This window comes from Flavivirga spongiicola, from assembly GCF_030540825.1.
Taxonomy (GTDB): domain Bacteria; phylum Bacteroidota; class Bacteroidia; order Flavobacteriales; family Flavobacteriaceae; genus Flavivirga; species Flavivirga spongiicola.
Map to the genome: position 1 here is coordinate 715,059 of NZ_JAUOEO010000001.1, position 23,274 is coordinate 738,332.

Below are 23,274 nucleotides of genomic sequence, written 5' to 3' on the forward strand. Positions count from 1 at the left end.
CTAATCAATAATCTTTAATTAGATCTTTAAAAATCATCAATCAAAAAACGAACAATCATGGCAACACTAGTAAAGTTTATTTTAGCAACCATTTTAAGTTTAACACTTTTTTCATGCAACTTCGATATGAACTTCAATACCGGAGTTCGTGGAAATGGAAAGGTTATAACTGAAGAAAGAACAATTAATGAACCTTTTTCAGCTATTAAAGCTACTGAAGGTTTAGATGTATATCTAACACAAAGCGATAACGAAAGTATTTTTGTTGAAGCTGATGAAAATCTACACGATATTATTATAGTAGAAGTAGTGAATGGCACTTTAAAAATACATACCAGAGAAAGTATTGGTAGAGCTTCATCAAAAAAAGTTAAGGTAAGCTTTAAAGATATTTCAAGTATTGTATCTACAAGCGGAAGTGATGTATACGCTACAAATATTATAACTACTGAAAATTTGGAGCTTAAATCGACCAGTGGCAGTGATATGAAACTTGAAGTAAACACATCTGTGTTAAATTGCAAATCTACAAGTGGTAGCGATTTAAGGTTATCAGGAAAAACAGTTAAACTCATTGCAGAAGCTACCAGTGGTAGCGACATTAAAGCTGCTGATTTAATTGCAGAATCCAGCCATGTAAAAGCAACAAGCGGTGCGGATATTACTGTAAACACATCTAAAGAACTTACAGCAAAAGCAACAAGTGGTGGTGATATAAAATATTATGGAAATCCTGAAAAAGTTGACAAAAGTAACAACTCTTCAGGCAGTGTAAGAAAACAATAAACCAACTTTATTTATAGCCAACCAAAAGAGGCTATTTGAAAAGTGTCATTCAGAAGGAGGAACGACTGAAGAATCTAAAGTTTTATTCTATCAATAATTACATGCACATTTTTGTTTGGATTTTTGATCTTAAAATTATGAGATTCTTCGACTCCGACAACTGTCGGAATGCTCTGAATGACACTTTTTAAGCCTTTTCTTTTTTTAATTTTGCAGACAATTGCGTATTATACCATTTTATAAAAACCTTAATATATCTTCTTTGTCACTTTTTTTTAATACTAATAGCAGTACCACCGCCTTCAGCTAGTCTTAAATTTAATATGGTCGTATTTGTAACTTCAAGTTTATCTATAGTTAAAGAGGTCGGATTTTTATTCCAGTGTGCATCTTCCCCATCTTTATAAATAATGGCTTCATAGGTTATATCTTTATTTAAAAAATCTAGGGAAATTTCCAATGCTCTCTTTTCTTCATTGGTTATACTACCAATAAACCAGTTGCCTGTATCACGCTCTTCTCTCGCAATGGTAACATACTCACCTACTTCACCATTCAACACTTTGGTTTGTTTCCAATCGACACCCACATCTTTTATAAATTTTAACGGTTCTGGGTTTGCTTCATAATGTTCCACTAAATCTGCTGCCATTTGTATGGGACTGTAAATAACCACATATAAAGCGAGCTGTTGTGCCAAGGTTGTATTAACTTGATTTTCCTTTTTATACTCGTTGAACTTTATATTAAAAATTCCAGGTGTAAAATCTATCGGACCAGCTAACATTCTTGTAAAAGCTACGATTGGCAAATGTTCTGGAGGGTTACCTCCATCCGCCGACCAAGCATTAAATTCTTGCCCACGTAAGCCTTCTCGTGAAATTGTATTTGGATACGTTCTACGCAACCCTGTTGCTTTTATAGGTTCATGGGCATTTATAGCGACTTGATATTTAGCAGCTTTTTTAACGGTATTATTATATTGATTTACCATATACTGCCCGTGGTGATATTCTCCTTTAGGAAGAATTTTACCCACATAGCCCGTTTTCACAGAATGAATTCCTAAACGCTGCATTAAAGCAAAGGCGGTATCTTGTTGCTTAGCATAGGTTTCTGTGGCCGCTGATGTTTCATGGTGCATAATAATATCAACGTCTTTTTCTTTTCCATAACGAACAACTTCTTCTAAATCATAATCAGGATAGGGAGTTACAAAATCGAATACCCCTTCCCTATCTTCAAAACCAATCCAATGCTCCCAACCTGTGTTCCAACCTTCAACCAAAACACCTTTTATGTTATTTTTAGAAGAGAAATCTATAAAACGCTTTACATTTTCGGTAGTTGCTCCATGATTACCATGTGCTTTTCCAGTATCTACCCATGTACCGCTTTCATCTTGAGTCATTCCATAATCCCAGGATGATTTTCCTAAGTGCATTTCCCACCAAACACCTGTATATTTCATTGGCGTAAACCATGAGATATCGTCTAATTTATTAGGTTCATTCAGGTTTACTATTAAATTAGATTCAATTAAATCGGGTGCATTATTAGTAATTTGAATACTTCGCCAGGGTGTATGAAAAGGAAGTGTTCGCTTTACTTTGTGATTAGTATTTCTTGATCCTACCAAGTTACTAATCATAGATAAATTTTCTTTATCAATTTTTAAAGTCATTCCAGAATAATCGACCAGCGATGCTTCATGAAAACTAAGATGAATACCATCTTTACCTACCATGGTTACCGGTGTATTGACTGCATTTTCCGGAATATGAGTTTGCCCTAAACTAGGGTGATTCCGCTTGCTTAAAGCGTTAATTTCTGAAAACTTGGTGGTACTATATAAATGCTCATAAATATCCCAGTCTCCGGGAATCCAAAACGTTTTATAATCCTCTGTTAAATTAAACTCAGTAAGTTCTTCGGCTATTAGAGCTTCTGTAAAATTCTCTTGTTCCGGTAGTTCATATCTAAAACCTAATCCATCATCATATAATTTAAATACAAGATTTAGTTTTCTATTTGAAGCCGTAACTTCCTCCAACTCTACCTTTAGTTCGTTATAATTATTAACAACATCCAATTGCTCTCCCCATGGCATTTGCCAGGTTTCATTGAATGTATCTGTTCTACTATTTATAATTTTAAGATTAGTTTTTAAAGCTGATGTGTTAGTGAACTGAAACCCTAAATAAGAGGTATCAATAATTGTTTTGCTATTAAACTGTACTAAGTAATATGGGCTTCCTTCTGTGTTTAGTCCAAATTGTAATTGAATATTTGAATTGGGTGATTTTACTTCTAAATTTTTTTTATCAATTGCATGACATGACATTAACACAATTGAAAGTAATAATAGGGCTATTTTTTTCATGATTATTTCTTTTCCAATAAAACGATATTAAATTCTGAATCTATGATTACTTTGCCATTTTTAACTACTATATTCTGATTTGAATATGCATCGTGGAGGGCATCATCATTATTAAACAATTTTGATACATCTAGTATTTTTTCTCCTATTGGCAAATCTAAGCCTACAACAACAAGGTCTTTATAGTCGTTTTTTGAAAAACTTCTATAAAACAAATAGGGTTCATGGGTAATCATTTGATGAATACCAGCTCCTACTGCCGGATGATTCGCTCTAAACTGTCCTAATTTTTGCCAGTGCGATAATATCTTTTTAGTTTTTGCATCGCTTTTTATCGCATTCCAATTCATAAAAGAACGCAAAGTAGCATCCCCTTCTGTACCTTCAATAATTAAAGAGCGTGCAGACTCATCTCCATAATAAACTTGTGAAGCTCCAGGTGATAGTAATAACTTTGTTGCAGTATCAAAAGGCTTTTCACGTGATGCATCATAAGGTTTACCATCATCATGTGACGATACATAGTTAAGCGTACCAAAACCTTTTAAATAGGTCGTTAAATAATTTGAATAACTTTTAAATAGTGTTTCATAATCTTGTTGAGCAGCATGCCATTTAAATTGAAAATTGATTAAACCTTGAAATGCATTATCAAAATAATTCACTTTTTTATCTCCAAAATCAAAGTACTGTCCTGTGCTAATTCCATAATTATAAACTTCTCCTACTAAATAAAAGTTGTTATTATCTAGCACCTTATCAGGATTGCCTTTTTTCCATTCTGCAAAAGCGTAATCACATTCTGTTTTAAATTCTTGCCACACATAGGCTTCTGTGTGCTTTACCGTATCTGCTCGGTAACCATCAATTCCGAATTCGGTAATATAATCGGCTAACCATTTTATAATGTAGAATCTAGGTGCTCTGGGATATCCCGTTCGATTAAAAAAATCATTCAATTCTGCTATTTCCTGTTCATAACGTCCTTCTTTTTTCCATTTCTCTATGAGTTGGTTTGGTAAACTAACAGATTCGTCAGTTTCCGTTTTTATATCCGGAAGATTATCAACAAGTGTACAAGTAATGGTTGAATCGTATGTTTGGTAGTCACATTTAGGACCTGTTCTAACCCAGTTCTCAGGCCAAACAGGATCTCTATCTGTAACAGGACCTGTATGATTTATGACAGCATCTAATACAATTCTAATCCCCTTTCTATGTGCGGCTTCAACTAATTCGTGTAAATCTTCCTTAGTTCCAAAATTTGGGTCTAAAGCGGTCCAATCTCGAGTCCAATACCCGTGAAAACCATAGCTAAGCCCTGTACCTTCATCTGTGCCACCATGAATTTGCTCAACAATGGGTGTCATCCAAATAGCATTGATCCCTAAATCAGTAAAATAACCTGCTTTAATTTTTTGAGTGACTCCTTTAATATCTCCTCCTTTAAAACCTCTAAGCTTACCTGTTTCTGCTGTTCTGTTAAAATTAATGTCATTACTAATATCACCATTGTTAAATCTATCTGTTAACAAGAAATATATGTTTGCACCCTCCCAAATAAATGGTGTTTTAGGTTTAATATGACTCTCTTCTTCTTGTTTTGCTTTACAATTCGAAAGAAATATGGACACTATTATAATAATAATTATTTTTTTCATACTACTGAATTTTTAATATGTAAGACCCTAAAGCGTTTAACTTTACATCTATTTTCCCCAAACCATTTTCAACTATTAGTTGAGATGAAAATTCATTATATAAAACATCGAAAACATTTACATTTCTATTATTTAATTTCCACTCAGATATTATATGACCAGGTATTTCTAATTCAAATTCATAATCATTTTCAGCATCAAAATTTGAAATAATAATTAATTTTTCGTCATTACTCCAACGAACAAAAGACAACAGCTTATCGTTGTAGTTTTCGGTTTTTTCTCTATTATATAAATGAATGTCTGCATACTTTCCAACTAACGCACTACTATTTATTGTAAAGTTTAAAAGCCTTTTATAAAAACCTCGCAGTTGTTTTTCCTCATTTGTTAATTGCCCACCATCAAACTGTTTATTATTCATCCAGCGTTGATGTGCAGGCACACCAACATAATCAAAAATTGAAGTTCTTGTCGGATCTCCAAAACCAGTTTCTTCAGAGCCATCTTCACCAACTTCTTGTCCAAAATAAATCATGGTTGGTGCCGTTGTAGAAGTTGCCGAAACCACCATAGCTGGCTTACCTTTTTTTGCATTTCCAGCAAAATCGGGACTAGATAACCGTTGTTCGTCATGATTTTCTAGAAAATGTAACATATGATGCTCAATATCTTTTAGGTCTTCAAAAATCGGCGGAATGTTATCTGTTTTACCATGGCCTTGAATGACATGTTTTATGGTATCGTATAGCTGAACTTTATCATACAAATAATCCATTTTTCCTTTCTTAATGTAATCTCTATATAGTGAAGGGTTATAAACTTCAGCTAATAAAAAAGCTTCAGGATTTTTCATCTTTATGGAAGAATTCATAAAACTCCAAAACTCAACAGGTACCATTTCTGCCATATCATAACGAAATCCATCGACTCCCTTATCTAACCAATATAAAGCTATATTTCTGAATTTCAGCCAAGAATTAGGTACGGTTTTATCTTTCCAAAATTCAAAATGTTTTTCATAATTTTCATCATCGAAACCTTCAGGCAATTCATCAAAATCTTTATTACCAGCAGGTGAAATGCCGTAGTTGACTTTTACCGTTTCATACCAATCACCCATATTTGGTTTTGAAGCTCTAGAGCCATTACCAGTCCATTTTGTAGGGTTTTCGACAAATAATCCATCAGCAAGGGAATGCTTCTCACCCCCTAAAGGCATATATCCATTTTCCCAATCTGGCACCTCAAACACTTCATCTGGGTTATAATAAAAATTATTATTCACATGATAAGTGACCGAAGTATCATCTTCTTCACCAAAATCTTTAATACCATCTGGTTTTGATATGCTTTTATAGTTTCGAGCCACGTGATTAGGAACAATATCTATAATAACTTTTAAACCTGTTTCATGAGAACGTTTTATAAGTGCTTGAAATTCCTCTAATCTATTATCTACATGTAATGCCAGGTCAGGATTAACGTTATAATAATCTTTAACGGCATATGGTGAACCCGCACGTCCTTTTACAACATCTGGATCATCGTTTGATATACCATATTTAGTGTAATCCGTAATAACATCATGATGTGGAACACCAGTATACCAAATATGGGTCACACCCAGATCTTTAATTTCTTTTAATGCTTTTTCTGTAAAATCATTAAACTTACCCACGCCATTTTCTTCAATAGTGCCCCAGGGCTTATTAGCTGCATTTGTGTTCCCAAACAAGCGTGTAAATACTTGATATACCACTTGTTTTTTTTGAACGGCTTCTTTTTCTACAATTAACTTTTGAAACGGTTTCTTTTCTTTTTTACATCCAACAAACATTCCTAAAAACAATAGAATTAATAAGGCATGTAATTTGTTCATATTGTTACTTTTTAAATTTTATTTTGATCTCTTTTTCTTCGGATGTCGTCCAAATTACGGGAATATTTAGTGTACTTTCTTTAGAATTCCAACTAAATGGAGCTCGTTTACCATCAACTTTAATAAATCTTGGCTTATTTTGAATGTTATGAATAATCAACCCAATGTGTTTTGTATTAAATTGATGATTTTTGCCTACTTCTACTTCAAAACCAATTTCTAAATAGTGTTTTTCAATTTCGGCCTCAAACTCTATAAGTTCGTACATCCCTTTTTCAAAAGCTAACGCTGTTTTTCCATCATCGTTATATAATGCTCTCTTACTTTCCTTAACTGATGCGTGATGATAATAGTGAATTTCAATGTCTTTCGCATCATATGCTTCTGTATTTTGCATAGATTTCGCCATCGGAATAAAAGCACCTGCCCTTACAAACGTTGGTATGGCGTTTTCTTTGGTTTTAATCTTTTTTCTTTGACCACCTTCTATTTTTTCATCTGTATAAAAATTGAACCAATTAGACGTTTTAGGAAAGTAAACCGATTGTTCTTTTTTTCCGGCTTCAAGTATTGGAGATACTAAAAAATCATGCCCCCACAGATAGGTTTCAGAATAATCCTGAAGTGCTTGATTATTGCTTTCTTCAAAAAACAAAGGACGCATTAGAGGGGTTCCTTTTTGGTTGTTTTGATACACCAAATTGTAATTATAGGGCAATAATTTATAACGTAATTTAATAGATTGTTTTGCTAATTTTCTTGCTTTATCACTCCTAAAAACAGGTTCACTTGGCACATCTTCTTGAGCGTGTGGTCTATATATAGGTTGGAATACGCCATATTGTAACCAACGTACATACAATTCATCATCTAGGTTTGCTCCTGCGAAACCACCCAAATCGCTATGCATATAACCTAATCCTTGTATTCCCATTTGTAATGCTATTTCTGGCTGACTTTGCAGACCTCCCCAAGTTCTGTTAACATCACCCGACCATGGAATAAGTCCATAACGTTGTGAACCTGAATAACCGGCACGCATTAAAACAAATGGTCGCCTATTTGGAAAATCACGTTTATAGCCTTCATGAATTAATCGTGCCCAATCGTGACCATAGATATTATGGACTTCATTGGCGGTTCCTGTTTCATGAATTAATTCCGCAGGGTGCACTTCCGGTTCTCCTAAATCGCCCCATATACCGGCAACTCCTTTGTTTGCTAAACCTTTATAAATATTCCAAAACCATTGCGCTGCTTTTGGCTTGTAAATATCAATTAAACCTGTATTTCCAAAATAAAAATCATATGTGTACGGATTTCCTAGGGAGTCTTTGGCTAAGACATCTTTTTTAACAGCTTCATCCCAGCGTTTTGATGTTGTTAAAACAAAAGGTTCTGTAATCGTAATGGTCTTAACACCTTTTCCTTTTAACCTTGATACCATGCCTTCAAAATCTGGAAATGAATCCCGAAATACTTCAAGGTTTCCCATGGTACCCTGAACCTCTTTCCCAAACCAGTATAAATCTAATATAATAGCATCAACAGGTATTTTATAGGCTTCAAATTTCGAAATAGTAGCTTCGGTTTCTTCTTGTGAATGGTATCCAAATCTACTGGAAAAATTACCGAGTGTCCAACGAGGCGGCATGGGTTGCTTCCCTGTTAGTTTTGTATAATTATTGATGATATCATACCAACCATCTCCTACAATAACTTGGTACGTTTTACGTCCAGAAATAGTTTCGTAAGTAAGTGTGTTGTCCTTTTTACTATCCAAGTCTAAAAACCCAATAGGGGCATTATCAAAATGAACCATGTATTTATTTGAAGACAATACGATTGGCAAAGTAAAGTTCATCAATTCGCTTCGGGTTTCATAGCCATAGTGGGCTTTGTTATAAAGTTCCAGGCGATTACCTCTACGGTTCATACCTAAAGCTCTTGCCCCGCCTCCATATAAAACCTCATCTTTTGTAAGGTTAAATTGTATGGTCTCTAAACTATCATTTTTTATATAGCCAGCTTTTTCTGAAATGAGTGGATTGCCTTTATATGAATAGGCTATTTGAAAGGGTTGCTTTTGTATTTTAACTTCAATACCTTTTGTAAAAAAAACACTTTCATTATTAGTAACTACAGGAATTACCTCAACTTTTTGAGGTCTTAATACAACTGCATGAGACGTTCGTTTCACTTCTTCACCTTTAGGGATGAAGGTTGTTTCTACAATATGATCTGTATAAAACTGAATATCATATTTTCCATCGTTCACAAATATCTCTAAACCATAGTCTGTTTGGTTGATATGTTCAAACTTCCGGTTTTCATTTTGCGCTAATGATGTCTTAACTAAAACTAAAAATAGTATGATGAGTTTTAAATATTTCATTTATAGTTTAGTAGTTAAAATAATACTTCCTTTTGTTTTTAGTTCGAGCATATCATTCCAGACAATTGTTTCACCTGTAATGACGTTATTAATAGATTTTCCTGCTAAGCCAACTTCCTCGAATCTAGTTAGATCTAATTCAATGGGTTGGTCATTTTTATTGATTATATGAACAACTGTTTCCTCTTCCAAAATTCTGAATAGTACGTAAACACCTTTTTCTGGAGCAAAATGAATTGTTTTACCCTCATGAATTGCTCTACTGGATTTTCTGAAATTCAAAAGTTTTTTTAGATATAATTGCATCTCTTTTTGAGCTTCTGTTAATCCATTACTTGTAAATGCATTAATGGTATCCCCTTCCCAACCACCAGGAAAATCTGTTCGTATTAAACCGTGGTCTCCAGGTTTTTCAAAATCGTCCATTAATATCTCTGTTCCGTAATATATTTGTGGCGTTCGAGGTAACGTAAGTATATAACTTAAGGCCATTTTTGTATTGATAATATCGCCTTTTAGCTGCGTAAAAATACGGCTCATATCATGATTGTCTGGAAAAATCATAATATCTTTCGGTGTTGCATAATGAAAATCGTTAGCTAAGCCTTCATATATTTTCACCAACCCTTTATCCCAAGATTCGGTTTCATTTAAAGCTTCTACTATGGAATTTTGCATGGCAAAATCCATTGACGATTTTAAATTAGACTCGTAACCATCTCTATTATTAGCACCGTCTTGCCAATACCCAATAAGTAATGGGTTATAACTCCACTCTTCTCCAACAATGCTAAAATTTGGATATTCGTTCATAATAGCTCCTGCCCAATGACTCATAAAATCTTTATCGGGATATGGATAAGTATCTTGTCGAATGCCACCCAAGCCCGCAGTTTCTATCCACCAAATACTATTTTGAATGATATACTGTGCCATAAATGGATTACGTTGATTTAAATCTGGCATGCCGGATACAAACCATCCATTTGTCATACCTTCTTTATCTTTTTTAGACGCATATAAATCTTGATTAGTAGTACGCCTGTGATTGGATGTTACGGTCGTTTCATGTGTCCAAGAATTGATATTCTCTTCATAAATATTTTGATAGTTTACCCAATCTTTAAATGGCAAATCTTTCATCCACCAATGCTCTAAACCACAATGATTCGCCACTTGATCCATGATTAATTTCATACCTTTCTCAGACATTTTAGACGCCAAAGTTTTATACGCATCAAGTGTCCCAAAACGCGGATCTATTTCATATAAATCCGTAATAGCATAACCATGATATGAGCCACGTGGCATATCATTGGTTAATAATGGGCATGGCCAAATAGCTGTAAAACCTAAGTCGTTAATATAATCTAAATGGTCTGTTATACCTTTAATATCACCACCATGTCTTGCATAATCATCGGCTCTATTAATCGTTTTTTCATTTAAATTTTCAACCGTATCATTTTCTGAATCTCCATTAACAAAACGATCAGGCGTAATTAAGTATATAGCATCAGAACTATCAAACCCAGCATAATCCTCTGCTGGCTTGTCTCTCGGTTTTAACTCATACGTTTGAACTAAATCTTCAGCATTCTCAAATTTAAAAGTGATATTAAATTTTCCAGCTTTTGCAGTTTCGGAAATGTCTAAATCAATAAACAAATAGTTCGGACTATCTGCTTTGTTCAACTTTTTTATGGAAACACCAACATAATTAATTTCTGGTATTGATGCAGAGATATTTGGATGCTTAACAAGTAACTGCAGTTCAGTATTTTCAAAACCTATCCACCAATTAGGAGGCTCAACGCGTTCTATATCAGAGAACTCTTTAACAGGTTCATGCGTAGAATTAATCTCGACATTTTCGTTGTTTTTTTGTTTACAAGAAACACTTATACACAAAAGACTTAGAATTATTAATTTAACTGAAGTTTTCATTTCTTATGCTTTTTAGATTCCCGTCTTCACGGGAATGACAATTTCAAACGGAAACTCCGAGGCTAATCCTCGGAGAATTCTTTTTAATTAAACGGTCACCAAGCTATTTGGCTCTATTGTCACCAAGTCATCATTAACTAAAATTTGTAATGCAGTGTCCCCTTCTAGTTCAAAATCGGTTTTATCTTGACACACATTTACTTTTACAATATGGTTTCTAAAATTCACCTTAAATGAATAGGCATCCCATTGTTTAGGTATTTTTGGTATGAATGAAAGCATATTATTTTTAATGCGCATACCTCCAAAACCTTCAACAATACTCATCCAAGTACCCGCCATTGAGGTAATGTGCAACCCTTCATGTACCTCGTGATTGTAATCGTCTAAATCTAAACGCGAGGTGCGTAAATAAAAAGTATATGCCTGTTCCATTCTATCCAATTTAGCAGCTTGAATACTATGCACACAAGGAGATAGTGAGCTTTCATGAACTGTAAATGGTTCGTAAAAATCGAAATGACGCTCTAAATCTTCTATTGAAAATCGATCTTCGAAAAAATAGAACCCTTGTAAAACATCTGCTTGTTTTATATAAGGAGAACGCAAGATTCTATCCCAGGACCACTTTTGATTAATAGGTCTTTGCGATGTATCTAAATCTTCAACAGTAATTAATTCTTTATTTAAAAACCCGTCTTGTTGAAGGTATATTTGATGTCCTTCCGAATAAGGGAAATACATATTATCTGCAACTGCTTTCCACTCTTTTAATTCCGCTTCAAACAGTTTAACTTTATTCATAATTCGTTTAAAATCTAAAGGAAACTCAGTTGCTATTCTATTAATATTTTCTATAGCATAATTAATACACCACTTTGCTAAATAGTTAGTATACCAATTATTGTCAACATTATTCTCATATTCATTTGGTCCAGTAACTCCTAGTATAACATACTTGCTTTTGTCTTTAGAAAACGTAGCACGTTGTTGCCAAAAACGAGCAATTCCAATTAAAACTTCTAATCCTTTATCTTTTATATAACTGTAGTCTCCTGTATAACGATGGTAATTATAAATGGCAAATGAAATAGCACCATTACGATGAATTTCTTCAAATGTAATTTCCCACTCATTATGACACTCTTCACCATTCATAGTTACCATTGGAAATAATGCTGCTCCATTTTTAAATCCTAATTTTTCAGCATTTTCAATAGCTTTTTCTAAATGTCTATACCTATATTCTAAAAGACTTCTAGCCACTTTCTCATCTTTTGTTGCCATATAAAAAGGAATACAATAGGCTTCCGTATCCCAATAGGTACTACCTCCATATTTTTCACCGGTAAAACCTTTAGGTCCAATATTTAATCTGGAATCTTTACCTAAATAGGTCTGATTTAATTGAAAAATATTGAAACGGATACCCTGTTGCGCTTTAACATCGCCTTGTATTGTAATATCAGCTCGCTCCCAAATTGCTAACCAAGCTTGTTTTTGTTTTTCCAAAAGGGTACTAAATCCCATTTTTACAGCTTCTTTTAGTACTTTTTTAGCCGTTGAAACTAATTGTGATTTATCATAATCTCTATCTACAACATAGCCTCCATATTTATGTATTGTATAGGTTTCCTCTTTTTTAACCTGATGCTGGTAACTAAAGGAAGCATAATTAGCATCTGCTTTTATATTTGGTTCTATTAATACTGATTTACCATTTATAAAAACATTAGATTGCATGAACGTACAGGTATAAAAATCTGTTTTCATGGTTTTTGCCTGAATAAACGCTTGATGGTTTTCGTGACTCACTTCTATAGTATCCCAAAACTTATCATCCCAATTGGTATCCTTATTGGTTATTCCACTATCTAAATAGGGCTGAAAAACAATTTCTGCATCATCATTTATAGGTGTCACGTTATATTGAATTGCTCCTAATTCATCAGAATCTAAACTTAAAAAACGTTTTGTTTCAACTTTAATGACACTATCATTTCTTAGTGTAGCAATAAAGCTTCTAGACAACCATCCTTCTTGCATATTGAGCTCCCGTCTAAAATCAGTCACTTTTTTACAGTTAAATAAATCGAGTTGTTCCTCATTTACAGAAACATTGATTCCTATCCAATTTGGGGCATTCAATACTTTAGCAAAGTATTCTGGGTAGCCATTTTTCCACCAGCCTACTTTTGTTTTATCGGGGTAATAAACACCTGCAATGTAACTCCCTTGAAATGTTGGGCCAGAATACTTTTCTTCAAAATTGGCACGTTGTCCCATGGCTCCGTTTCCAATACTAAATAAACTTTCTGAAGATTCAACTCGGTTTGTATCAAACCCTTCTTCTATGATTGACCAGTTATCTGGTTTTATATAATCTTGATTCATGTTTCTAAAATGATATAAAATAGATTTTAGACCGCTTTACTGTTAGGCTTTACCGTCTGGTAATTTTCTATTTTCTAATTATTACTTTTAATTTTTAAGAGAATAAATAACAATAATTACCATTCAATAATAATAATCTTGAAATCTGTTTCTATTATCTCTACTCTTTTATCTTTATTCTTTTATCAATTCTTCGAAAAAATTATTTGGTATCTCAGTTAGATTGCTAAAATTGAAATCGGCTTCATTGAGTGTATCTTCATCTCCAATACCCACCGATATCATGTTAGCTTTATTTGCTGCTTCTATACCTGCGATGGCATCTTCAAAAACGATACAGCTTTCCGGTTTTAGATTAAGCTTTTTTGCTCCAATTAAAAACACCTCTGGATCTGGTTTCGCTTTTGACACACTATTACCATCAACTATTCCCTCAAACCTTTCTAATAATCCAACCTGTTTTAAAATAAGCGGTGCATTTTTACTAGCAGACCCCAGTACATACTTAATACCTCTGCTATCTAGTTTATTAAGAAGGTCTTTGACGCCAGGAAGGATTTCATCTGCATTCATTTTTTTAATGTACCCCAGATAATCTTCATTTTTGCTTATTAAAACAGCTTGTTTTTTATCATCTGATAATGTTACATTACCAATGTTTAATAGTATTTCTAATGAACGCACACGACTTACGCCTTTAAGTAGTTCGTTATGCGTTTCTGTAAATTCAATATGTAAATCGTCAGCAAGATTTTTCCATGCCAAAAAATGATACTTTGCAGTATCAACTATAACCCCGTCAAGGTCGAATATAACTCCTATGGTATTCATTAAATTATGATTGTATTATATCATCAACATCTTTCACTTTTGAAACTAATGCTGCTGCAATTAAGAAACTTATGCCACTCATCAAAAGAGCAAAAATGGCATGATTATTATAGGCATACTTAACTAATGGCCCACCTATTAAAGCATTGATTATTTGTGGAATTACGATGAAGAAATTGAAAATCCCCATATATACTCCCATCTTTTTTGGAGAAATAGAACCTGCTAATATAGCATATGGCATTGCCAAAATACTGGCCCAAGCTATTCCAACACCTATCATTGAAATTATGAGCCAATTTTTATCTGGCATGATATAAATTGAAAGCAAGCCTAATCCACCAATAACAAGTGATAAAGCATGCGTTTTCTTTCTACCAATTTTCTTTGCTATATATGGTAAGGTAAATGCGTAAAATGCAGAAACTAAGTTGTAAACTCCAAACAATATGCCTACCCAGTCTCCAGCATCCTGATACATTGGGCTGCTACTATCTGTATGCAATAATCCATACGTATGTTGTGCTATTGCCGGTGTTGCAAATACCCACATTCCAAATAGCCCAAACCAGGAAAAGAATTGAACCCAGCTTAATTGCCTCATGGTTGCTGGCATTTTTTTGAAGTCATCAAAAATATCTAATAAGCTAGATTTTTCTTTTTCACCATCTTTAATTATGACTTCAGAATGTGCTTTCTCATCTTCAAAACTTGCTAATTCTTCCGGAGAGTATTCTTTTGTTGTTGCTACTGTTACTAAAATAGAAACTATTAAAATAACGGCTCCAATAATGAAAGACAAAATTAAGTTTAAAGGAACTGTTCCTCCAGCAGCTTCATTAGATACACCAAACAAATTGGTTAAAACATAAGGCAACCAGGAACCAATAACAGCTCCAAAACCTATAAGTGCAGTTTGCACACTAAAGCCTAAGGTACGTTGGTCAGTTCTAAGGTTATCACCAACTAATGCGCGGAAAGGTTCCATAGCGATATTAAAAGAGGCATCCATAATCATGAGCATACCTGCTCCAACCCATAGTGCTGGCAAAAAGGCTATGAAGATGTCGGCTTGTGGCATGAGTACCAAACCAATTGATGCCAAAATGGCTCCAACTAGAAAATAGGGTTTACGTCTACCAAATCTTCCCCATGTTTTATCACTATAATACCCAATTATTGGCTGTACAATTAACCCCATTAAAGGTGCAATTATCCAAAACCAAGAGAGTTCATGAACATCGGCTCCGAAAATTTGAAGTATTCTACTTGCGTTAGCATTTTGAAGGGCAAAACCCATTTGGATTCCCAGAAATCCAAAACTCATATTCCAGATTTGCCAGAAACTTAATCTACGCTTTTCCATTAAATAGTATGTTTAAATTAATACTATTTGATAAGCGATATACTTATCAAAACTTATTGTGAGAAGTGAAAATATAAGTTTTGATTTCGCAACAAAGATATGAAAGATTTTATTTTTTCCTAATAAAAAAAATTATTTAGTTGATTCTCTTTCAATAATTTCGGTTTCAATAACCACTTTTATAAAATCAGATTTTCTCTCATCATTCGTGAAATACTGGTCACTTTCAGCATCTATGGCTTCTAATCTATCTATTAATAAATTTGCAGCTTGTTCTCCTATTTTTTGACCATGCTGACTCACAGTTGTCAGACTTGGTGTCGCATGTTTTGACAATACGCCATCTGTAAAGCCAATAACTTGTACATCATCAGGAATCGTTAATCCTAACTTTCTTGCTACCTTCATAGCAGTAACTGCATACAATTCATTTACTGCAAAAACACCATCGATATTTTCATTTATTTTAAAAAACTGAGCGATTTCATTTTCTAAATCTTCCAAATGATTCTCTACATCCAAACTATCATCAATCTTTAATATGAGATTAGAATTTGCATCTATCCCACTAGTTCCCAATGCTTCCAAATATCCCTGAGTTCTTAATCTACCCACACTTACGTAATCCATTGTGGTGATGAGTGCTATATTTTTACAGCCGTTACCAACTAGTTTCTTAACCGCTTTAACCGCACCATTAAAATCATCTACAATCACCTTATCGCAATCTACTTCATTTACAACTCTATCAAACATGACAATAGGCATGCCTTGATTTATGGTTGCATTAAAATGGTGATAATCTTGCTTAAGTAACGTTTCTTTAGAAATGGAAAGAATAAACCCGTCAATACTACCATTGGCAAGCATTTCCATATTTATAATTTCTTTAGTAAAAGACTCATTTGATAATCCAACAATAACATTATATCCTCTCCTATTCGCTATTAACTCGATACCCCGAATGACTGTTGAAAAAAAGTGATGGACAATTTCCGGAATTAAAATACCTATAGTTTTTGTCTTTCTGTTTTTTAAGCTAAGTGCAATATTATTGGGCTTGTAATTGTACAGTTTAGCAAATGCCTGAATTTTTTTGGTGGTATCCTCACTTATTTCTTTACTATTACTAAGTGCTTTAGAAACAGTAGAAATAGATACATCCAATTCTCGAGCAATTTGCTTAAGTGTTATCTTTCGTTTCATGTGTTTATATCTATTGTTTTTTATTTGTCACATGTAGCATCCATATAATCATTGTCCTTGGGTATTGAACTTTTAGTTATGGATGTTTCATTGCATAAAATTTACTTTAAAAAACCCCATAATTATTTTACGAATTTATAAAGATATTATATTATTTCTTAGTATAAATATTATGAATTTTTATCACTTAAAACAATAAATATTGAAAAGTTGTTAACACGAAAACGTTTTCGCTAAGAATTTCGTAATTTATAATTCTCTCTTTACAATTTCTTTACATAGCTTTGGACTGAGGAGTGAAAATATAAATTGACAAACTAACACATTAATTCAACAAAATTGTATGAAATCATTCACTAAAAAATTACTGTTCTTCATGCTTGTTTTACCGGTATATATATTTGGTCAAAATACGCTAAAAGGAACGGTAACAGAACAATCAACTTCTATCCCGCTTCCGGGGGTTAATGTCGTCATAAAAGGGACAACAACCGGAACCACTACAGACTTTGATGGAAATTATAAAATTGAAGTTAACAATGGAGATATTATTGTGTTTTCTTATGTTGGCTACAAAGCACAAGAAATACAATATACTGGTCAAGCTTCACTAAATATACCGTTAGCTGAAGATACTGCTCTGCTTGAAGAAATAGTAATTATTGGCTATGGTAGCGTAAAAAAAGAAGACTTAACAGGTTCTGTTGATGTCGTTTCTTCAAAAGATTTTAATAGAGGAGCCATTGTTTCCCCAGATCAACTTTTACAAGGTAAAGCAGCCGGTGTAAGAATTACAAGTGCTGGTGGACAACCAGATGCTGCTCCAAATATTAGAATTAGAGGAGGTTCTTCACTCTCAGGAAACAACGCTCCTTTAATAGTAATAGATGGTGTCCCTTTGGATAACGGAGGTATAGCTGGTGTGGGCAACCCTTTAAGTCTTATTAATCCAAACGACATTGAAAGCTTTAGTGTACTTAAAGATGCTTCGGCAACTGCAATTTATGGATCCAGAGCTTCCAATGGTGTTCTAATTATCACAACTAAAAAAGGAACTTCTGGAGAAGCAAAATATAATTTTTCTGCCAGAACATCTATTAGCAGTATAAGCTCAAGCAAGCAAATCCCTGTTATGGATGGTAACGAATTCTTAAGATTCGCCAATCTTTATTTTCCAGACGATATAGGAACCATTGGTGTTCCAGTTGGATCGGTAGATACTGATGAGCCTTTTAGAGTTTTTAGTACACCAAGTGGAGATAGAGCTGTGTATAATACAGATTGGCAAGATGCCATTTATAGAACAGCTGTTACCCAAGATTATAACTTTGGGGTAAGAGCTAATTTATTTAAGAAAATACCTTTTAGAGCTTCTATAGGTTATAATGAAACGGAAGGTGTCGTAAAAACAAATGATTATGAAAGAGTTACGGCATCTATAAGATTATCTCCGAAATTGTTTGACAATCATTTAAAAATAGATATTAATGCTAAAGGAACTTCTGTTGACAAAAACGCAGTAGACGAAGGTGCCGCTTTAGGTGGTGCCATATCTATGGATCCTACAAAACCTATTTACGATGCTAATTCTATTTTTGGAGGGTTTTATCAACAATTACAAGCTTCAAACAACCCAAACGACCCAAATGCTAAAGCAGGTTCTGGTAACCCACTTGGGGTATTGTTACAAAGAATGCGACCTGAAAAAGTAAAGCGTTTGCTGGGTAATATAGAATTAGACTATAAATTTCATTTTTTACCGGAATTGCGTGCTGTTGTTAATCTAGGATTAGAAGCTTCAAGAGCTGAAATAGAAGAAACTTTTTCTGAAAATGCTATTAATGCTTATGCTAAAGTAAATGGAGCTCCTGTAGATGGCACCTATATCTTCAATCCCGGTAAAAGCTATGGAGAAAGACAACATATTACAAATGTGACTATGGAGTCTTATTTAGCATATCGCAAAGAGTTTGATGGTCTCTTTATCAATAATTTTGATATCCAAGGAGGGTACTCTTATCAAAATTTTAAAAATGACGGTAATAAAGATGAATTTGAAAACGACCCTTCAACTGGGGTTAGAATTCCAAACATAGATCCTTTAAACCCAAATAACAGATTTTTTAATGAATTGAATTTGCAGTCTTTCTTTGGTAGAGCTAATATCAATTTAGCCAATAAATATTTGCTTACTGCATCCTTTAGAGCAGATGGATCTTCTTTCTTTACCGAAGAAAACCGTTGGGGCTACTTCCCTTCTGCTGCCTTAGCCTGGAAAGCTAAAGAAGAATCATTTTTAAAAGACGTGACATTTATAAACGACTTTAAAATACGTTTAGGATGGGGAGAAACCGGACAACAGGATATTTCCGGACAAGTAGGGTTTTACCCTTCTATTCCTTTATTTGAAATTGGATCTCCAGAAAGTCAATACATTACGGGAGTTAATTTATACAATGCTAAAGAATTTAATCCAGATTTAACCTGGGAAAAAACGACCACTTATAATTTAGGTGTAGATTTTGACTTCTTTAAAAATAGTTTTATATCTGGATCTTTCGATATCTATAAAAGAGAAACCACTGATTTATTAGTATTAACAAATGTACCACCAGGACAAGCATTGAGTGATCAGGTTATTCAAAATGTAGGGGCTACGGAAAGTAAAGGGTTCGAATTAAATTTAAACCTAAACCCAGTACAAAATGACACTTTTAATTTATCACTAAACGGAAACTTGTCTTATAATTTCACTGAAGTTACCGACTTAAAAGGTGCCGAACAAATAAATGCTCCAGATGGTGGTTTAGCTATAGGAACAGGAAATATTTTATTAAGACATGCTTTAGGAGAACAAGCAGGTTCTGCATGGGTACTTAAACAGGTTTATGATGTAGATGGTGATCCTATTTTAGGTTCTTTTGTAGACCTAAACGATGACGGTAGAATTACAGAAGCAGATAGATATTACAGAGCCATACAACCTAACTGGACCTTTGGTTTTGGTATTAATATGAATTATAAAAACTGGGACTTAAGCGCAAGCTTTAGAGGACAGTTAGATGGTGAAATTTATAACTCCAGAAGATTAACTCATGGTGCCATCGACAATGCAAAATCCCTAGATGGCACTTTCTTTGTTAACTCACTAAACTTTTTTACAGGTGATGCTAACGCCGTATTTACAGATATTTTAGACCCTGTTCAATACTCTGATTATTTTATAGAAGGTGCTTCTTTTTTAAGATGTGAAAATATTGTTTTAGGTCACACCTTAACAAATCTCTTAAAAAATGCAACACTTAAAATTTATGGTGCTGTAAACAATCCATTTTTAATTACTAATTACTCAGGACAGGACCCTGAGAATTTCATAGGAATTGATAATGATTTTTACCCAAGAGCAACTGTGTATAATTTAGGTGTAAATATTGACTTTTAAACTATGGAAACTATGAAAAATAACATATTAAAATTACTATTAGGCTTCATAGTTGTTTTTACAACACTGTTTAGTTGTACAAGCGACTTAGATGCAGAACCTAAAATAGAATTATCATTAGATGAGCTTTTAGCCCAAGATCCTAAAGCTGTTGAAGGTATTTTGTCAAGACTTTATGGTTCCTTTGCGCTATCTGGTGCAGATGGTCCTGGTAGTTCAGATATTAGTGATGATGCCGGAGAATCCCCATTTTTAAGAGGTATTGTTAACCTTCAGGATTTTGCTGCAGATGCTATGAAAAATCGTTGGGGTGATAATGGCTTAGACCAATTAACAACCACCAGTGACTGGACGGCTGAAAATAAATTCTTTAGATATTTATATAATAGAATATTCTTTACCATACCACAGTGTAATAACTTACTTTCTATATTACCAAATGTTAATGTAGAGGATAAAGATGCTATCACATCTGAAGTTAGATTTATTAGAGCTTTAGCTAATTTTTACTTAATAGATGTATTTGGTAAAGGTGTACTTGCTACCGAAGAAAATTTCGGGCAAACCGAATCACTTCCAGAAGCTTCCAGACAAGAATTATTTGATTATGTTGAAGCTGAACTTCTGGCTATTGAACCTTTATTATCAACTACAAACACTTATGGTAGAGCAACCAAAGGCGCTGCTCAAATTCTACTGGCAAAATTATACTTAAACGCAGAAGTTTATACTGGTACAGCAAGATATGCTGATGCCGCAACCTATGCAAACAAAGTTATTACAGATAGTCCTTATAGTTTGGCTACAGATTTTGTGAGTATATTTTCAGCTGATAATAATACATCCACTGAAATTATTTTACCGCTCATTGCTGATTCTCAGGTAAGCCAAAGTTATGGAAACACCACTTATATTGTTAATGGTAGTTTAAATGCAGACACTACACCTTTAGCACAATTTGGTGCTACCGAAGGTTGGGGAGGTCACAGATCGTCTAAAGCCTGGTATGGTTTATTTGGAGATCTGGGCACATCTACCGATGTAAGAGCTAGCTTATTTTGGACTACTGGGCATAATTTTGAAATGACAGATTATAAAGAATGGACAGATGGTTACCCATCAGTAAAATTCAGAAACTCCAGTTTTTCAGGTAGTACATTAGCATCCAGCTTTTCTAGTACAGACTTTCCTTTATTTAGATTGGCAGATGCTTATTTAATGTATGCAGAATGTGCCATTAGAGGCGCTGCAGGTACAAGCATGAACACAGCTGTACAATATGTTAATGATGTAAGAACACGATCCAATGCCAGTACCATAACTGAAGCACAACTAACACTTCAGTTTATGATCGATGAACGCGCCAGAGAATTAAATTTAGAAGGTCATAGACGTACAGATTTAATCAGATTTGGAATGTTTACAGGTGGGTCATATTTATGGCCTTGGAAAGGTGGTGTAATAAATGGCACCTCAATTCCAGATCATTATAACTTATACCCCATCCCCTCATCCGCTTTACAAGCAAATCCAAACTTAACCCAAAATCCAGGATTTTAAAAAAAACTAAACTAACAATTATGAAAAATAACATAAAACTTTTATCACTTTTAATTATTGCCTTAATAGGCTTTAATTCATGTGACCAGGATGATGACTTAGTATTCGTTGCTCAAGAACCAACTGAAGGCATAAATTTCTCTAATTCGTTCTTAGATGAATACGTATTAACCGTTGCAGCATCAAACAATTTAGGAGAACGTTTTACATGGAATGATGCTAATTTTGATGTTCCAACAAATGTTACCTATGAGCTTCAAAACTCCATATTAGGAGATTTTACAGATGCGACAATGATTAGCTCTACAGGTGGTAATGAACTCGCTATAACTATTGGGCAAATGTTAGGTTTTGCTGAAGCTGCAGGCTTAGATAATGATCCAAATACTGAAGCACCAAACACTGGAAGCCTATATTTTAGAATAAAAGCTTTTGTAGGAACGGATAATGGCTTAGAAACTTTTTCTGATCCTCAAACTTTAACAGTTGTACTACCTGAAGATGTTAGTGGTGGTGGTGGTGCTTTTGAAGTAGCTTCTTGGGGTGTTGTAGGTTCAGGTTATAATAACTGGGCTGCAGCAGATGGACCAAAAGATGCTCCTTTTTATACAACTTCTACACCAGGCGTTATTGTATCTTATGTAAACTTATTAGATGGTGAAATTAAATTCCGCGAGAATAATACTTGGGGAGGTGATTTAGGTGATGCTAATGGAGATGGTATTCTAGATGCCGACCCTGATAACAATATTGCTGTAACCGCAGGCGATTATAAAATCACCATAGATACTAATGATAATTCTTATACTATAGAACCTTTCTCTTGGGGAATTGTAGGATCTGGTTTTAATGACTGGGGAAATGATGGACCTGATGCAAAGTTCTATTACGATTACACAACAGATACGTTTAAAACCAGTGTAGCACTTCTTGATGGTGAAATTAAATTCAGAATGGATAACAAATGGGATGTAAACTTTGGAGATGCTACTGGTGATGGTGTTTTAGACACAGATGCAGATAACAATATTGCTTCAACTGCCGGACACTATCTAATAACATTAAATCTGAATGATAATACTTATACTATTGAGTCTTCAAATGTATATGGTGTTGTTGGTTCCGGTTTTAACGATTGGGGTAATGATGGTCCGGATGCAGCCTTAACAGAAATCCAACCAGGTGTATGGTTTGCAGAAAACATTACACTTTTAGATGGGGAAATTAAATTCCGTCAAAACGATGCCTGGGATGTTAGTTACGGAGATGCTAATGCTGATAATATTTTAGATACCGACGCAGACAATAATATTGCTTCTACAGCAGGAAACTATGTTATTAGTATAGATTTTAATGATCCTGACGGACCTAAATACCTGTTAGGAAAAAGACAATAAGCATATCTATTATGTAAATATTGA

General features: G+C 34.0%; 13 protein-coding genes. 4 read left to right on the forward strand and 9 right to left on the reverse strand.

Annotated elements, in window-relative coordinates; translation table 11 throughout:
• The first annotated feature begins 57 nt into the window (after positions 1–57).
• Positions 58–786: a head GIN domain-containing protein gene (locus Q4Q47_RS02735; protein ID WP_303305122.1), complete on the forward strand. Its 729-nt coding sequence runs from the start codon at positions 58–60 to the stop codon at positions 784–786.
• Positions 787–1,051: 265 nt separating this feature from the next.
• On the opposite strand, the gene Q4Q47_RS02740 is transcribed toward Q4Q47_RS02735, so the two are convergent.
• The 9 genes from Q4Q47_RS02740 to Q4Q47_RS02780 all read right to left on the reverse strand — a co-directional run bounded on the left by Q4Q47_RS02740 (position 1,052) and on the right by Q4Q47_RS02780 (position 16,851).
• Complete coding sequence (locus Q4Q47_RS02740; protein ID WP_303305123.1) at positions 1,052–3,169, reverse strand: glycoside hydrolase family 97 protein; 2,118 nt, start codon at positions 3,167–3,169, stop codon at positions 1,052–1,054.
• Positions 3,170–3,171: 2 nt separating this feature from the next.
• Complete coding sequence (locus tag Q4Q47_RS02745) at positions 3,172–4,830, reverse strand: alpha-amylase family glycosyl hydrolase (RefSeq protein ID WP_303305124.1); 1,659 nt, start codon at positions 4,828–4,830, stop codon at positions 3,172–3,174.
• Between the two features lies 1 nt (position 4,831).
• Positions 4,832–6,712, reverse strand: coding sequence for an alpha-amylase family protein (locus Q4Q47_RS02750; protein WP_303305125.1), 1,881 nt, complete (start codon positions 6,710–6,712; stop codon positions 4,832–4,834).
• A 4-nt stretch (positions 6,713–6,716) separates the two neighbouring features.
• Entirely contained in the window at positions 6,717–9,107 is a 2,391-nt protein-coding gene (locus tag Q4Q47_RS02755; RefSeq protein ID WP_303305126.1) for a TIM-barrel domain-containing protein, read from the reverse strand.
• Positions 9,108–11,054, reverse strand: coding sequence for a glycoside hydrolase family 13 protein (locus Q4Q47_RS02760; RefSeq protein WP_303305127.1), 1,947 nt, complete (start codon positions 11,052–11,054; stop codon positions 9,108–9,110).
• A gap of 87 nt (positions 11,055–11,141) precedes the next feature.
• On the reverse strand, positions 11,142–13,448 hold the full coding sequence (locus tag Q4Q47_RS02765; RefSeq protein WP_303305128.1) for a glycoside hydrolase family 65 protein: 2,307 nt from the start codon (positions 13,446–13,448) through the stop codon (positions 11,142–11,144).
• Between the two features lie 174 nt (positions 13,449–13,622).
• A complete protein-coding gene (pgmB, locus tag Q4Q47_RS02770) occupies positions 13,623–14,279 on the reverse strand; it encodes a beta-phosphoglucomutase (protein WP_303305129.1) in 657 nt (218 codons plus the stop codon).
• A gap of 4 nt (positions 14,280–14,283) precedes the next feature.
• A complete protein-coding gene (locus Q4Q47_RS02775) occupies positions 14,284–15,645 on the reverse strand; it encodes an MFS transporter (RefSeq protein WP_303305130.1) in 1,362 nt (453 codons plus the stop codon).
• A gap of 132 nt (positions 15,646–15,777) precedes the next feature.
• Positions 15,778–16,851, reverse strand: coding sequence for a LacI family DNA-binding transcriptional regulator (locus Q4Q47_RS02780; protein ID WP_303305131.1), 1,074 nt, complete (start codon positions 16,849–16,851; stop codon positions 15,778–15,780).
• A 343-nt stretch (positions 16,852–17,194) separates the two neighbouring features.
• Between Q4Q47_RS02780 and Q4Q47_RS02785 the strand changes: the two genes are divergently transcribed.
• The 3 genes from Q4Q47_RS02785 to Q4Q47_RS02795 are packed head-to-tail and all read left to right on the forward strand — an operon-like array spanning position 17,195 to position 23,250.
• Positions 17,195–20,293, forward strand: a complete 3,099-nt coding sequence (locus tag Q4Q47_RS02785) for a SusC/RagA family TonB-linked outer membrane protein (RefSeq protein ID WP_303305132.1) — start codon at positions 17,195–17,197, stop codon at positions 20,291–20,293.
• Between the two features lie 12 nt (positions 20,294–20,305).
• A complete protein-coding gene (locus Q4Q47_RS02790) occupies positions 20,306–21,853 on the forward strand; it encodes a RagB/SusD family nutrient uptake outer membrane protein (RefSeq protein ID WP_303305133.1) in 1,548 nt (515 codons plus the stop codon).
• 20 nt (positions 21,854–21,873) lie between these two features.
• A complete protein-coding gene (locus Q4Q47_RS02795; protein WP_303305134.1) occupies positions 21,874–23,250 on the forward strand; it encodes a SusE domain-containing protein in 1,377 nt (458 codons plus the stop codon).
• Positions 23,251–23,274 lie beyond the last annotated feature (24 nt).

Coding starts and splice junctions, on each gene's coding strand:
- Q4Q47_RS02765 (WP_303305128.1), bottom strand. CDS start 13,448: ATGAATCAAGATTATATAAAACCAGATAACTGGTCAATCATAGAAGAA.
- Q4Q47_RS02735 (WP_303305122.1), top strand. CDS start 58: ATGGCAACACTAGTAAAGTTTATTTTAGCAACCATTTTAAGTTTAACA.
- Q4Q47_RS02750 (WP_303305125.1), bottom strand. CDS start 6,712: ATGAACAAATTACATGCCTTATTAATTCTATTGTTTTTAGGAATGTTT.
- Q4Q47_RS02775 (WP_303305130.1), bottom strand. CDS start 15,645: ATGGAAAAGCGTAGATTAAGTTTCTGGCAAATCTGGAATATGAGTTTT.
- Q4Q47_RS02760 (WP_303305127.1), bottom strand. CDS start 11,054: ATGAAAACTTCAGTTAAATTAATAATTCTAAGTCTTTTGTGTATAAGT.
- Q4Q47_RS02780 (WP_303305131.1), bottom strand. CDS start 16,851: ATGAAACGAAAGATAACACTTAAGCAAATTGCTCGAGAATTGGATGTA.
- Q4Q47_RS02795 (WP_303305134.1), top strand. CDS start 21,874: ATGAAAAATAACATAAAACTTTTATCACTTTTAATTATTGCCTTAATA.
- Q4Q47_RS02745 (WP_303305124.1), bottom strand. CDS start 4,830: ATGAAAAAAATAATTATTATTATAATAGTGTCCATATTTCTTTCGAAT.
- pgmB (WP_303305129.1), bottom strand. CDS start 14,279: ATGAATACCATAGGAGTTATATTCGACCTTGACGGGGTTATAGTTGAT.
- Q4Q47_RS02740 (WP_303305123.1), bottom strand. CDS start 3,169: ATGAAAAAAATAGCCCTATTATTACTTTCAATTGTGTTAATGTCATGT.
- Q4Q47_RS02790 (WP_303305133.1), top strand. CDS start 20,306: ATGAAAAATAACATATTAAAATTACTATTAGGCTTCATAGTTGTTTTT.
- Q4Q47_RS02755 (WP_303305126.1), bottom strand. CDS start 9,107: ATGAAATATTTAAAACTCATCATACTATTTTTAGTTTTAGTTAAGACA.
- Q4Q47_RS02785 (WP_303305132.1), top strand. CDS start 17,195: ATGAAATCATTCACTAAAAAATTACTGTTCTTCATGCTTGTTTTACCG.